This window comes from Novosphingobium sp. (assembly GCF_965214355.1).
Lineage (GTDB): Bacteria > Pseudomonadota > Alphaproteobacteria > Sphingomonadales > Sphingomonadaceae > Novosphingobium.
In genome coordinates this window covers 3,640,593-3,652,872 of sequence record NZ_CBDCBI010000002.1, presented here as the reverse complement: position 1 = coordinate 3,652,872, position 12,280 = coordinate 3,640,593, and the positions used below count along the sequence as shown (strand labels likewise).

The following is a 12,280-nucleotide window of genomic DNA, read 5'->3' as shown; positions in this document are numbered from 1 at the left end:
AGCCCGCTCCACCGGTGACCATCACGCGCATTGCCGGCCCCCTGTTCGCCTGCCATTGCCGCTGGCGCGGACGCAAATGTCCGGCAGGCGCAGGGCAACAGCGACCCGGCAGGGCTTGATATTCCGCAAAACCCTGCCAATTTCGCCTCAGTAGGTAAAGCGCAAGCTCGCGTAGTAGCTGCGACCAGGTTCGGGATAGCCCGCAACCAGCGTGTAGTTCTGGTCGAACAGATTGCGCACGCCGATCGTGGCGCGAAGCCCGCGCGTCACCTCGTATTCGGCGCTCAATTGCGCGTTCACGTGATGGCCGGTGCGGAAATAGACGATCGGTGCGACATCGGTGACGGTCCAGCGGTTGGATTCGATGTCCGCGCTGGGCCGCAGGTGCAGCCGCGGCAGCGGCGCCCAGTCGGCGTAGACGAACGCCTTGCTGTCGGGGACATTGGTCGGATCGGGTGCGGGCGCGGCATAGACATCACCCAGCACGCTGGCGGGATAGCGGATGATCTGGTGGACCCAGGTGTAATTGCCGCCAAGCGAAAGCGACGGCACGACTTGCGCCTCGATCGACAGTTCGGCGCCGTAGTATTTGCCGTTGCCCGCGTTGATCGACTGGGTCAGGCTGGTCGGTGCACAGGGCCCTGGCGTCGTGCTGGCGGTGCAGGAATAGGCCAGCGTCGGCTGCGACACGATCACCGATCTGAGCGCCGAATAGAACGCCGCGGCATCGAGGCTGAGCACGCCCCATTTGTGGCTGCCGCCCACTTCGAAATTGGTCGCGCGTTCGGGGCGCAGCGTCGGGTTGGGTATCGAGGTGCCGAATTTCTGGCTGTAGAGCTCGAACAGCGTCGGAAATCGCACGCGCGACGATACGTTGGCGTGGAGCGTGGTGTCGGGGTCGGCTTTCCAGGTCAGCTGGCCCTGCGCAGCCCAGGCGCCGGTGTCGTTGAGCGGCCAGTTGTACAGCACGCTGGCGGTCGTCTTGGGATTGGTGCCCGGCGGCGCGCCATAGGCATTGGCATCGAGCAGGTTGCGCCAGTCGTAGCCGCCGCCCAGCAGCAGCGTCAGGCCCGGCTGCAAGGTCAGCGCGTTTTCCGCGGCGAGGCTGAAGGTGTTTTCCTTGTCGGTCAGCTCTGGCGCGACGGCCGCGCCGGGAAAGCTGGTCTGCTGTTCGTGGTGCAGGTCGAGCCGGTAATGCGCGGCAAGGCTCAGCCGGTCGTTGGCAGCAGGCTTCAGGATCAGCTCGGCCGATCCGCCCCAGGCCTTGTCCCAATAGGGGCTGTTGAATGCGTAGCCTTTGGATTGCGTATTTTCAGCCGCCGTGTCGAACGAGCGCAGCAGGTTGTAGAACGTGTTGCGATAGACCCGCGTCTTCAGCGTGGCGCCATCGCTCAGCTGCGTGCTGGTCAGCGCGTAGATGCTGTCCATGTTCCATCCGGGCCAGGTCCAGTATTTCTGCGCGGCAAGCGGATCGGTGACCGACAGCGGGGCCAGTTTCGACCCTTCCTGCCTGGTATAGTTGATCGAGTATTCGTCGGTCGCATTGGGGGTGAACCCGGCCTTGACGTTGACGCGCCAGTCCTCGCTCTGGCTGAGGTTGCGGTGCCCGGCGCCTTGCGTGGCGGTCGGTACGAAGCCGCCGGCCAGGTCCCAGTGGTCGGTGTAATTGCGCGCGCCGCTGACCGCGAGATACCATGTGTCGTGCGCCGTGCCGATCCGGCCCGACAGGTTATAGCCGCCGTATTCGACATTGTGGCCCAGATCGAGCGTGCCGGCGAGCTCGGCCTCGAGCGCCTTGGTGGGCTTGCGCGTGACCAGGTTGATCGCGCCGCCCATGCCGTCGGGGCCGTCGAGCACCGAGACATAGCCTTTGGCGACCTGGACCTCGGCAATGTCGTTTGTCAGGAACCGTCCGAAATCGAGCCGGTTGTCCGCGGGCAGATAGACCCGGATGCCGTCGATCGACAGCGGCACTTCGAACCGGTTGAACCCGCGAACATAGATCAGGCGTTCGTTGCGCGTGCCGCCGGTGCTGCCCGAATAGACGCCCGGGATCAGATTGACGGCATCGTCGAGCGTCACGCGGTCGAACGCGGCGATCGCCTTGGCGGACAGCGTCGAACTGCCGATGGTCAGTTGCGGCGCTTGCGGCGCGGTGACGACGATCTGGCCAAGCGCGAACGCATTGTCGCCGGGATCGGCGGCCGGCATGACCTGTGGTGCGGATTGCGCGACAGCGGTCGCGGGCAGGCTGGCGGCGAGCAAAAGACATGGTACAAAAACAGCGCGCAAAGGAGCCCCCCTCATGTTGCGAAAAATGAGCGGTTGCTATATTTGGCTATGCATAGCTTTACAAGCGAGGGAATGGACGTGATTTCAAATGCCTGGATGATTTTGGCGAGCGTTATTGTGGCCACGCCGCCGCAAATGGCCGTTGCCGACGCGGTGCCGGCGTGTACCGCGCCCGGCACGCTGCCTGCGGGCATGGCCGATTGGGCAACGCCCGAAGCGATCAAAGCTGCGGCGACGGCCGACGATCTGGAAATGGCGAACCTGCTGCCGGGGCAGGCGGTCAAGGTCCGCTTTGCCCAGACGCCTGCGGTCACGTATCCGCTGCGCCCGGCCAAACCGGGCGGATCGGTCAGCTATGGCGGGCTGTTGCGCCTGACGGTGGCGGCAAAAGGGTCGTACCGCGTCGCGCTCGATGCGCCGGCGTGGATCGACCTGGTGGGCGAAAGCAATGCCGCGGTGGATTCGTTTGCCCATGGTCATGGCCCGGCGTGTACGACAGTGCGCAAAATGGTCGATTTCGCGCTCGAGCCCGGGGTCTACACGCTGGAGATTTCCGCCAACGCCAGCCCCGATGGCGAAGTCATGGTGATGCGGATTCCCTGAGCGAGGATCTGGCGTGAAACTTGGCCTGCTGATTGCGGCTTCGGCGTTCCTGCTGGGGGCGGGGCAGGCGTGGGAATGGCATCTGCCGCCCGGCATTGCGCCGCCGCCCGTACCGGCCGACAATCCGATGCGTGCGGCCAAAGTAGAGCTGGGCCGGCGGTTGTTCTACGACGCCGATCTGTCGCGTGACGGCACGATGGCATGTGCGACCTGTCACGAGCAGCGCCACGGCTTTGCCGATGGCAACGCCACGCATGGCGGGGTTGGCGGCGCGGCGGGGCGGCGCAATGTGCCGGGGCTTGCCAACGTGGCATGGTTTTCGCCGCTGACATCGGCCGACGCCGGGCAGCGCACGCTGGAGGCGCAAGCTGGTGTGCCGGTGATGGGCACGCATCCGGTCGAAATGGGCATGGCCGGCGCGGCGGCGGCGATCGTTACCCGGCTGTCGCACGATGATTGCTATCGCACGATATTTGCCCAGGCGTTCCCCGAATCGGGCGGGCGCATCGATTTTGCCAATGTGTCGCGCGCGCTTGCGAGTTTCGAGCGTACGCTGGTGTCGTATGGCAGTGCCTATGACCGGCATGCGCTCGGCCCCGATGCGCGCGGTGGCGAGCGCACATTTCGCCGCGCGTGCGCGCAATGTCATGCTGGCGCGCGATTTACCGATCTGCGGTTTCACCGCATGGGGCCGATCGACCGCGCCGCGCCCGACCAGGGCCTGGTGGAAACGAGCGGGCGCGAGGCCGATCGCGGCCTGTTTCGCACGCCCAGCTTGCGCAATGTCGCGATGTCGGGGCCATGGTGGCACGATGGCAGCGCCACGACGCTCGACACGGCGATCGCGCGCCACAAGCTTGCATTGCCGCCACAATCGGCCCCTGGATTGATCGCATTTCTGCGCGCGCTCGATGATCGGACATTCCTGACCGATCCTGCATTCGGCCTGCCTGCGACCGCCTGCGGCAGAACGCTGTAGCAAGCGTCGCGGTTCAGGCGGATGCAACCGGCGTGGCCTGATTTGTGGCACAGATTGGGCATGACACACCCAATCGCGTGCGATAAGCGAGGGAACAGATCACGGGTTTAACCGTTCCCATTTTGCAGTTGCGAAGAAAGATTTGCTGGCGTGAGCACTATCGTTCCTGTCATCCTGTGCGGCGGTAGTGGCACCCGACTGTGGCCGCGATCGCGCAAGTCCAAGCCCAAGCCGTTTCTGCCGCTGATCGGCGAAACGACGCTGTTTGCTGCGACCGCCTTGCGCTGCAGCAGGGATGCGGGGTTTGCTGATCCGGTGGTCGTGGCCGGCGCCGCGCATGTGCGCCTGGTCGAAGGGCAATTGCCAAGTGCGAGCGCGGGTTCGATCATCGTCGAGCCGGAGGCGAAGAATACGGCCGCAGCAATCGCGCTCGCGGCTGCGCGCTTGCCTGCCGATGCCATCATGCTGGTCTGCCCCAGCGATCATTACATCGGCGATGTCGCGGCATTTCGCGCGGCCGCGCATACCGCTGCCGCAATGGCGGCAGACGACTGGCTGGTTTCATTCGGGATTGAGCCGACCGCCCCCGAAACCGGGTTCGGCTATCTCAAACGCGGCGATCCGATCGGCACCACCGGCGGCTACCAGGTTGAACGCTTCGTCGAAAAGCCCGATCTGGCGCGCGCCAAGGCGTTTCTTGCCGATGGCGGGTTTTCCTGGAATGGCGGCATCTTTGCCTTTCGCGCAGGCGCGTTCATGGACGAACTGGCCCGCCACCGACCCGATATTGCGCAAGCCGTGCGTGCATCCGTCACCCAGGGACACGAGGACGGGGACCGGTTTCATCCCGACGCTGCGATTTTCGCAACGATCCAGGGCGAATCTGTCGATTATGCGGTGATGGAAAAGACCAGCCGCGCCGCGATGGTGCCGGTTGCGATGGAATGGTCCGACATCGGCAACTGGCAGGCGCTGCACGAGGCGTTGCCGCGCGATCCGCACGGCAACGCCGTACGCGGCGAGGCGGAGCTGAAAAACTGCCGCAATGTGCTGGTCGACAGTGACGGGCCGCATGTGTCGGTGGTCGGGGTGGACAACCTGATCATCGTGGTCGATGGCAACAACATCATGATCACGACGCCCGATGGCGCGCAATTGGTCGGCAAATTGCACGGCGCGGTAAACCAGTAAGATGACAGTATTGCCGATCCGCGAAGTCGAGAAGCCCTGGGGCATGGATGTGCTGCCTGCACCGTTCACTGCACCAGCCGGCACTCGCATCGGCGAAATCTGGTTCGAGCGGCCGGTGCAGTTGCCCTCGCTGCTGGTCAAATACATCTTCACCAGCGAAAAATTGTCGGTGCAGGTTCATCCCGACGATGCGCAGGCCCTGGCCGCTGGCGAGGCCGACACCGGCAAGGAAGAATGCTGGCTGGTGATTGCGGCCGAGCCGGGCGCGGCGCTGGGCATCGGGTTTCGGCAGGCGATCGACCGGGATGCGATGCGGGCTGCCGCGCTGGATGGCGCCATCGAGGATCTGCTGGTGTGGCACCAGGTGCAGCCGGGCGATTTTTTCTATATTCCGGCCAACACCGTGCATGCGATTGGTGCAGGGGTCAGCCTGATCGAAATCCAGCAGAACTCCGATATCACGTACCGCCTGTACGACTACGGCCGGCCGCGCCCGCTGCATCTCGATGCCGGGATCGCGGTGTCGAACGGTACCCCGCACGACGCAGCCTTGCGCAAGCATATCCCCGATCACGGCACGATCGAATTGGCGAATGGCCGCTATTTTCAGGCCCACCGCATCGATGGCGTGCCCGATGCGGCGTTGTGCGCAACGTATGCCGGGCCGATCCTGATCCTGCCGCGCACCGGAACCGTGCGGATTGGCGACGACATCGTGCGGCCGGGCGACTGCGCCGTAGCCGACGGGCTTGATCCGGCAGCGTTTGCCGACAGCGGGTTGGCGATCGTGGTGCGGCCCGCGCAATAATTCCGGCTGTCTTGCGCAGCACGCTCTAATCCCTGTTCCTTAAATCTGTACTGACTGTTATGGATTGGCATCCGACGTTCGCAAACGCGGGTCGCAAGAGGAATTTGACGCATGGGTGATCCGCAAGTCGCGCCGGACGAGCCGCCTTTCGATATCGCGCCGATCGTTTCGCAATTGCGCGATGTGCGCGATTCGTGGCGGGAAGAACACGGCCGTGACGGGTCGTTCGGCGAACGGGGCTTTCCCTCGCGTCATGCGCTGGGCCGGGTGATCGATGTGCTGTCGTCCGCGCTGTTTCCGCAGCGGCTGGGCCCGCCCGATCTGCGCCAGGGCACCGAGGACTGCTTCGTACGCGCCAGCCTCGAATCGGCGATTCCGCTGCTGGCGGCGCAGATCCGCATGGAACTGCATTATGTGCGCTCTGCGCGTGGTGCCGATGCGATCGAACACGCGGTTACCGCGATTGCCGAGGAATTGACCCGGCGCCTGCCTGCGATCCGCCGTCTGCTCGATACCGATCTGAAGGCGGCCTTCGATGGCGATCCGGCCGCACGCAGCGTCGATGAAGTGCTGTTGTGCTATCCGTGCGTCGTCGCGTTGATCCATCACCGGGTTGCGCACGAATTGTATCGGCTCGGCGCGCCGCTGGTGGCGCGGATCATCGCCGAAATCGCGCATTCGCGCACCGGGATCGATATCCACCCCGGCGCGCAGATCGGCGAAAGTTTCTTTATCGATCATGGCACCGGCGTCGTGATCGGTCAGACCGCGATCATCGGCAAAGGCGTGCGGCTGTACCAGGCGGTAACTTTGGGCGCGCGCAGCTTTTCGACCGACGCGGACGGACGCCTCGTCAACGAACCGCGCCATCCGATCCTCGAGGATGATGTGACGATCTACGCCGGCGCCACGGTGCTGGGGCGGATTACGATCGGCAAGGGCTCGGTGATCGGCGGCAACGTGTGGCTTACGCGCTCGGTCCCGCCGATGAGCCGCGTGCGCCAGACCCAGCCAAGCATCAACATCGAACTGGCGGACCCTTGCGACCCGTGTGATTGAGTGTTTGCTTGCGCCCCCGCCCCGCAGGGGAGGGGATCGCGTGCCAAAATAGAAAAAGGCCCTGCGGCAGTGATGCCGCAGGGCCTTTTTCAGACTGAATCCCGATCAGGGGTGACGGTATCCGCCGCGATAGCCTGGGCCACCATGGTAATACCCGCGATGGCCGTAAAACCCGCCGCGATAGGTCCGGTAGTAATACGTGTGGTATGGATATGGGCGATAGATCCACGCGCCGCCGGCGAAGACCCAAGGCTGATACCAGCCTGGCGCCGCATAGTCATACCCCTGATAGGCATAAGGGTAGGCGACTGCGCCGTTTCTCAGGTGATAGCCGGGAGGGCATCCGGGGCTGGTCGCGTTATTGCCTGACGACGCAATGGCAGCGCCGGTGCCGGCACCCACAACCGCGCCGAATGCAGCCGAGCCACCGCTATGGCGGCCCCCTGCGGCACCGCCCAGGATCGCGCCGAACACACCGCCAATGACGGCACCGGCGGCGACATCGCCATGCGACTTGACGCAATTGGCCTGTGCCCAGCGCTGCGCGTCGTAAGCATAGCGCGCATCGATTGCCTGCTGCTGCGAATAATCGGCAGGCGGGGCATATCCCGGCGGCGGTGGCGGCATCTGCCCGGCAGCATAGCCCGAGGGCGCACCCGGTTCGGGTGGAGGCGGCGGGCCGTCATAGCCCGGGGGCGGACCATTGCCATCGTATCCGGGCGGCGGGCCATCCTGCTGCTGACCATTATAGCCCTGGCCTTGACCGCCCTGCTGCTGGTCGTAACCCTGCTGCTGCTGATCATAACCCCGCTGCTGGTTGTAGTCCTGCTGCCGGTCATAGCTCTGCTGCTGCGGCTGATAGCCAGGAGGTGGCCCCCCCTGCTGGTTATAGCCCTGCTGGTCATACTGCTGCGCGCTTACGCTGACCGAGCCCAGCACCATCGACATCGCCGTGGCCGCCGCCAAAGCGGTGCGCGGGCGGAATTGAGCGGTATGGAACATGATTTATCCTCTTTCCGGTCGGGCCCCGTCCTGTCTAAACCGATGTCGGAGATGGCGGATGGCCATGCCGATACCCGTTTCACGCTGTCGCCCGGTATCTCGATCTAGACCGGGCGAGGTGAACGCACGATTATGATTGTGGGGGTATTGGGGCCACGACAATCTATTACAACCGTGCGCAAGGCGCGTTGTTCCGCCACGTTACAGGATGAACGCATGCGCGTTCAGGCTGGCCAGGCCGGTCATCGTGATGACGAAGTCGGCAGTGCGATTGCCATCGATATCACCCGATACCGTGACCCCGCTGGCCGTGACGTCATAGCGCACTTCGCCGGCATGTCCGTCGAACGCGGCGGTGCCGATGAAAGTCAGGTGTCCGATGCCCGCCGGCAGCGTGGCGGCAAACGCCGTCAGATTGACCGTATCGCCAAGCGCGGCCTGAAAATTCTGGATAGCATCGGCGGTCGCAGCGGTCGCTCCGCCGGTGTGGCCGGGGGTAAAAATGAAGGTGTCTGTGCCGGCGCCGGCGATCAGCACCGCTTGCCCCGCTTCGGCATACAGCACCGATGTGCCGGCGCCCGCCTGGAGCACGGTCATGCCCGACCCGCCGATCATGGTATCATTGCCGGTGGTGCCGATGATCGTATCCGTGCCCGAGCCGCCGATCAGCAGATTGGCGCCGGGTCCGCCATAGATCAGCGTTTCACCCGGCCCGGCCGTGATCGTGTCGTTGCCCGACAGGCCGATCAGCATCTGCGGCCCGGTGTCGCCCTGCAGCACGGGACTGGCCACGGTGGCGTAATGGACGCTGGCGTTCGCAAGGAAATTGTATGTTCCAGTGGCGGTAAAATCCACCGATGAGCCCTGACCGCCCGCGGCATTAAATCCCAGTTCGAACAGCGAACCGGACAGGCCGGAAAGATTGCCGGCTTGCGAAATGAGCGCGTCGAGCGGCATTGCGGCAAGCGCGATCCCCTGTGCGCTGAAGCCCACGACCGAGAAATTCATCATGCCGACCAGGTTGCCACCGACAAAGGCGTCGACGGTCAGGGCATTGCCGGTGTCGTCTACCGACGCGACGGACAGCGTCGTCATTGCCTGGAAAAACGCGCTGCCAACCGTCGCGGTGGTGCCGTTGTAAGTGATGATTTCGCTGGGTGACGTTGGCGTGTTGGTGACTGTCCCGTCGACCAGAGTCGCGGTCAGGTTGGCGAAACCGGAGGGAGCAAATGTCACCCCGAGCAGCGCATCGAGATTGCCCGGATTGACGGAAAGCAGCATGGACCAGATCCCCGATGCAGCGCGCCACTGCGCAAGCCTGACTACGCAGACGGCAATGTGACGTTACGCGCAAATGCGGCTGGCTTCGTATCGGATGGAGTTTCTCGCATCCGGCGATGTGCATGCGCCGGAATCCTGCCTTTGCGATCATCCGTCATGGATGCACTGGCGCGCCGGTTGCCAGGCGCGGCGTTACCGTTTAATCCGATGGCCCACCAGACCTGTGAAGCGATCATGACGAACAAGCCTGACGCCAGCGGCCCCGACACTTCCCGCACCGCGCCAGACGGTCCCGAACGGGTCGAAAGAGCCCAGGTCATCGCGCTGGTCGATGACGATCGCAATATCCTGACGACAGTGTCGATCGCGCTGCAGGCCGAAGGGTTTGCCACGCGGGTCTATTACGACGGCGCCGCCGCGCTGCCGGCGCTGCTCGACAACCCGCCCGACCTGGTGGTGTGCGATATCAAAATGCCGCGCATGGATGGCTTCGACTTGTTGAACCGGTTGCGCGAAACCAGCGAACTGCCGGTGATTTTCCTGACCAGCAAGGATGACGAGGCCGACGAGGCGACGGGCCTGGCGATGGGCGCCGACGACTATATCGCCAAGCCGTTCAGCCAGCGGCTGCTGATCGCGAGGATCCGCGCGATTTTGCGCCGGGGCGACGTGGCGCGGCGCGCGGCGGCTCGGCCGACCGACGAACCGGCCGAGCCGCTGCCCGACGTGATCCGGCGCGGGCGGCTGATGATGGACCCGGCGCGGCATCATGTCGAATGGACCGGGCAGCCGGTGTCGCTGACCGTGACCGAGTTTCTGATCCTGGAGGCACTGGCGATGCGGCCGGGTGTGGTGCGATCGCGCAGTTCGCTGATGGATGCGGCCTATCACGACGACGTGTTTGTCGATGATCGCACGATCGACAGCCATATCAAGCGTTTGCGCCGCAAGTTCAAGCTGGTCGACCAGCAGTTCGGCGCGATCGATACGCTGTATGGCGCCGGGTACAGCTTTGCGGAGCCCTGATCTGCCCACGCACAAAGTGCGCCCGTCACGGCATCTGGCCGTGCGCCCGACCCGGCGCCGCCTGTGGCGCACGCGCGGCGTATCGCTGACCACCCGCATCCTGGCGGTCAACGTATTGGCGCTGGCGTTGCTGGCCGGCGGGTTTTTCTATCTCGATTCGTACCGGACGCAGTTGCTGAACGAACGGTTCCGGCTGGCGCGTGCCGAAGTGGAAATTGCCGCCGCTGCCCTTGGCCATTCGGGCCCGCCGCAACGCCGCCGGGTGATGGCGCAAGTCGGCACGACGCAAGGGTTGCAATTGCGGTTGTACAACGCTGCCGGCGCGATGGAGGAAGACAGCTTTCGTCTGGCGCCGCCGGCGTTCGCGTTCGTCGATCCGGCGACCGAGCCCTGGTACCAGACCGCGGCGCGCACGCTCGATCGCGGCGTGGATGCCATTGTCGGCGCGCCGGTGGTCGAACAATACCGCGAGCCGCCCAAATCGGGCGTCGCGAACTGGCCGGAGATTGCGCGCGCGCGCAAGTCGGGGCGCACCGAAGTCTATCTGCGCTACGCGCCGGACCGGACCCCGGTGATCACCGCGGCAACGCCGGTGGGCGAAAATGGCGAAATGCTGCTGTCGATGCGCAACGCGCTCGATGTGACGCAGGCGGTGCGCGATGCGCGCCAGACGCTGGGGATCATCGTCGGTCTGGCGCTGCTGCTGTCGGTGCAATTGTCGCTGTTTCTGGCGCGCACGATCGTGCAGCCGTTGCGCGCGTTGGTGCGCGCAGCGGTACGCGTGCGGCTGGGGCGTGATCGCGCGGTGGTCGTGCCGCGCCTGCCCGACCGGGGCGACGAGATCGGCCTGCTGGCGCGCGCGTTTTCCGACATGACGCATGCGCTGCGCCAACAGATCGACGCGGTCGAAAGCTTTGCCGCGGATGTCGCGCATGAATTGAAAAACCCGCTGGCCTCGCTCGCCAGCGCGGTCGAGGCGATGGATAAAGTCGAGGATCCGGCGCTGCGCCGGCAGCTGTCGGCGATTGCGGCGCACGATGTGCAACGGCTCGACCGCCTGATCAGCGAAATTGCCGAGGCGAGCCGGATCGACGCCGCGCTCAGCCGCGCGACCTTTGCGCCGATCGATCTGGCGCTGCTGGCGGCGCATGTGGTGGGTGCCCGGGGCGCCCGGCCCGGTACCGCCGGTTGCCCGATCCGCTTTCGCCGGGGCGAGGGCGATACGCGGGTGGCAGGTGATGGCTTGCAGCTTGAGCGCGTGCTCGAAAACCTGCTCGACAACGCCGTGTCGTTTTCGCCCGCCGGCGGCGAAGTCGAAGTGCGGGTAAGCGCGAGCGGCGGCCGTGTCGTGCTGTCGATCAGCGATGACGGGCCCGGAATCGCGCTGGCCGAGCGCGAAAAAGTGTTCGACCGGTTTCATTCCGACCGTCCTGCGGCCGAAGCGTTCGGCGGGCACAGTGGCCTTGGGCTGGCGATCGCGCGCACGATTGCCGAAGCGCACGAGGGCACGCTAACGATCGAGGACAAGCCCGACGGCCGGCCGGGCGCCTGCCTGATGCTGGCGCTGCCGCCGCTGAGCGAAGAGGACGAGGAATGATCGCGCACCAGGCGACGGTCATCGCGATCGGCGGGCGCGCGGTGATGATCGAAGGCGCGCCGGGCACGGGCAAATCGAGCCTGGCGCTGGCGCTGATCGACCGGGGCGCGGTGCTGGTCGGCGATGACGCGGTGATGCTTGCAGCCGATGGCGATCGGATGCTGGCCAGTCCGCATCCGCGCGTGTCCGGGCTGATCGAAGTGCGCAATCTGGGGCTGTTCGGCATGCCGGTGGCAGACGCCGTGCCGGTCGCGCTGGTGCTCATGCTCGATCCGGCCGCGCCGCGCCATATCGAGGCGGCCGACAGTGTCGTGCGCGCAGGAATGGTCCTGCCGATGGTGCGGCTTTATCCCGACAGCCCGGTGCTGGCGGTGCGCGCCGAAATGGCTTTGGCGCGCTATGGCGCTTAACGAGGGCTTCCCAAGTGGCGGGCCCGGGCGCA

Annotated in this window: 11 protein-coding genes; 8 read left to right on the top strand and 3 right to left on the bottom strand. The window is 65.2% G+C overall.

What is annotated here, in order from left to right; all coding sequences use genetic code 11:
• Positions 1-147 precede the first annotated feature (147 nt).
• Positions 148-2,265 (bottom strand): TonB-dependent receptor domain-containing protein, encoded by a 2,118-nt coding sequence (locus ACOOE2_RS16820; RefSeq protein WP_420384133.1) that lies wholly within the window; start codon positions 2,263-2,265, stop codon positions 148-150.
• Between the two features lie 99 nt (positions 2,266-2,364).
• Here ACOOE2_RS16820 and ACOOE2_RS16815 point away from each other — a divergent pair, with 99 nt between their 5' ends.
• The 5 genes from ACOOE2_RS16815 to epsC all read left to right on the top strand — a co-directional run bounded on the left by ACOOE2_RS16815 (position 2,365) and on the right by epsC (position 6,932).
• Complete coding sequence (locus ACOOE2_RS16815) at positions 2,365-2,895, top strand: hypothetical protein (RefSeq protein ID WP_420384132.1); 531 nt, start codon at positions 2,365-2,367, stop codon at positions 2,893-2,895.
• Positions 2,896-2,908: 13 nt separating this feature from the next.
• Positions 2,909-3,874, top strand: coding sequence for a cytochrome-c peroxidase (locus ACOOE2_RS16810; protein WP_420384131.1), 966 nt, complete (start codon positions 2,909-2,911; stop codon positions 3,872-3,874).
• A gap of 150 nt (positions 3,875-4,024) precedes the next feature.
• A complete protein-coding gene (locus ACOOE2_RS16805) occupies positions 4,025-5,065 on the top strand; it encodes a mannose-1-phosphate guanylyltransferase (protein WP_420384130.1) in 1,041 nt (346 codons plus the stop codon).
• 1 nt (position 5,066) lies between these two features.
• A complete protein-coding gene (locus ACOOE2_RS16800; protein ID WP_420384129.1) occupies positions 5,067-5,873 on the top strand; it encodes a class I mannose-6-phosphate isomerase in 807 nt (268 codons plus the stop codon).
• A 111-nt stretch (positions 5,874-5,984) separates the two neighbouring features.
• On the top strand, positions 5,985-6,932 hold the full coding sequence (epsC, locus tag ACOOE2_RS16795; RefSeq protein ID WP_420384128.1) for a serine O-acetyltransferase EpsC: 948 nt from the start codon (positions 5,985-5,987) through the stop codon (positions 6,930-6,932).
• Positions 6,933-7,037: 105 nt separating this feature from the next.
• Here epsC and ACOOE2_RS16790 read toward each other — a convergent pair whose 3' ends face one another.
• Both ACOOE2_RS16790 and ACOOE2_RS16785 read right to left on the bottom strand, forming a co-directional pair.
• Positions 7,038-7,934: a hypothetical protein gene (locus ACOOE2_RS16790; RefSeq protein ID WP_420384127.1), complete on the bottom strand. Its 897-nt coding sequence runs from the start codon at positions 7,932-7,934 to the stop codon at positions 7,038-7,040.
• A gap of 201 nt (positions 7,935-8,135) precedes the next feature.
• Complete coding sequence (locus ACOOE2_RS16785) at positions 8,136-9,215, bottom strand: calcium-binding protein (protein WP_420384126.1); 1,080 nt, start codon at positions 9,213-9,215, stop codon at positions 8,136-8,138.
• 234 nt (positions 9,216-9,449) lie between these two features.
• On the opposite strand from ACOOE2_RS16785, the gene ACOOE2_RS16780 reads away from it, so the two are divergent.
• Genes ACOOE2_RS16780 through ACOOE2_RS16770 form a run of 3 tightly spaced genes read left to right on the top strand, consistent with a single transcriptional unit; the run spans position 9,450 to position 12,248 of the window.
• Complete coding sequence (locus tag ACOOE2_RS16780) at positions 9,450-10,241, top strand: response regulator transcription factor (RefSeq protein WP_420384125.1); 792 nt, start codon at positions 9,450-9,452, stop codon at positions 10,239-10,241.
• The gene (locus tag ACOOE2_RS16775) at positions 10,210-11,838 is read left to right on the top strand and encodes an ATP-binding protein (RefSeq protein WP_420384124.1); all 1,629 of its coding nucleotides are present in this window, start codon (positions 10,210-10,212) and stop codon (positions 11,836-11,838) included. Before ACOOE2_RS16780 ends, ACOOE2_RS16775 begins: the two co-directional genes overlap by 32 nt.
• Complete coding sequence (locus ACOOE2_RS16770) at positions 11,835-12,248, top strand: HPr kinase/phosphorylase (protein WP_420384123.1); 414 nt, start codon at positions 11,835-11,837, stop codon at positions 12,246-12,248. Before ACOOE2_RS16775 ends, ACOOE2_RS16770 begins: the two co-directional genes overlap by 4 nt.
• Positions 12,249-12,280 lie beyond the last annotated feature (32 nt).

Bases quoted from the DNA above. Each gene is read 5' to 3' on its own strand.
- ACOOE2_RS16815 (WP_420384132.1), top strand. From the start codon at position 2,365: ATGGACGTGATTTCAAATGCCTGGATGATTTTGGCGAGCGTTATTGTG.
- ACOOE2_RS16800 (WP_420384129.1), top strand. From the start codon at position 5,067: ATGACAGTATTGCCGATCCGCGAAGTCGAGAAGCCCTGGGGCATGGAT.
- epsC (WP_420384128.1), top strand. From the start codon at position 5,985: ATGGGTGATCCGCAAGTCGCGCCGGACGAGCCGCCTTTCGATATCGCG.
- ACOOE2_RS16790 (WP_420384127.1), bottom strand. From the start codon at position 7,934: ATGTTCCATACCGCTCAATTCCGCCCGCGCACCGCTTTGGCGGCGGCC.
- ACOOE2_RS16785 (WP_420384126.1), bottom strand. From the start codon at position 9,215: ATGCTGCTTTCCGTCAATCCGGGCAATCTCGATGCGCTGCTCGGGGTG.
- ACOOE2_RS16780 (WP_420384125.1), top strand. From the start codon at position 9,450: ATGACGAACAAGCCTGACGCCAGCGGCCCCGACACTTCCCGCACCGCG.
- ACOOE2_RS16775 (WP_420384124.1), top strand. From the start codon at position 10,210: ATGGCGCCGGGTACAGCTTTGCGGAGCCCTGATCTGCCCACGCACAAA.
- ACOOE2_RS16770 (WP_420384123.1), top strand. From the start codon at position 11,835: ATGATCGCGCACCAGGCGACGGTCATCGCGATCGGCGGGCGCGCGGTG.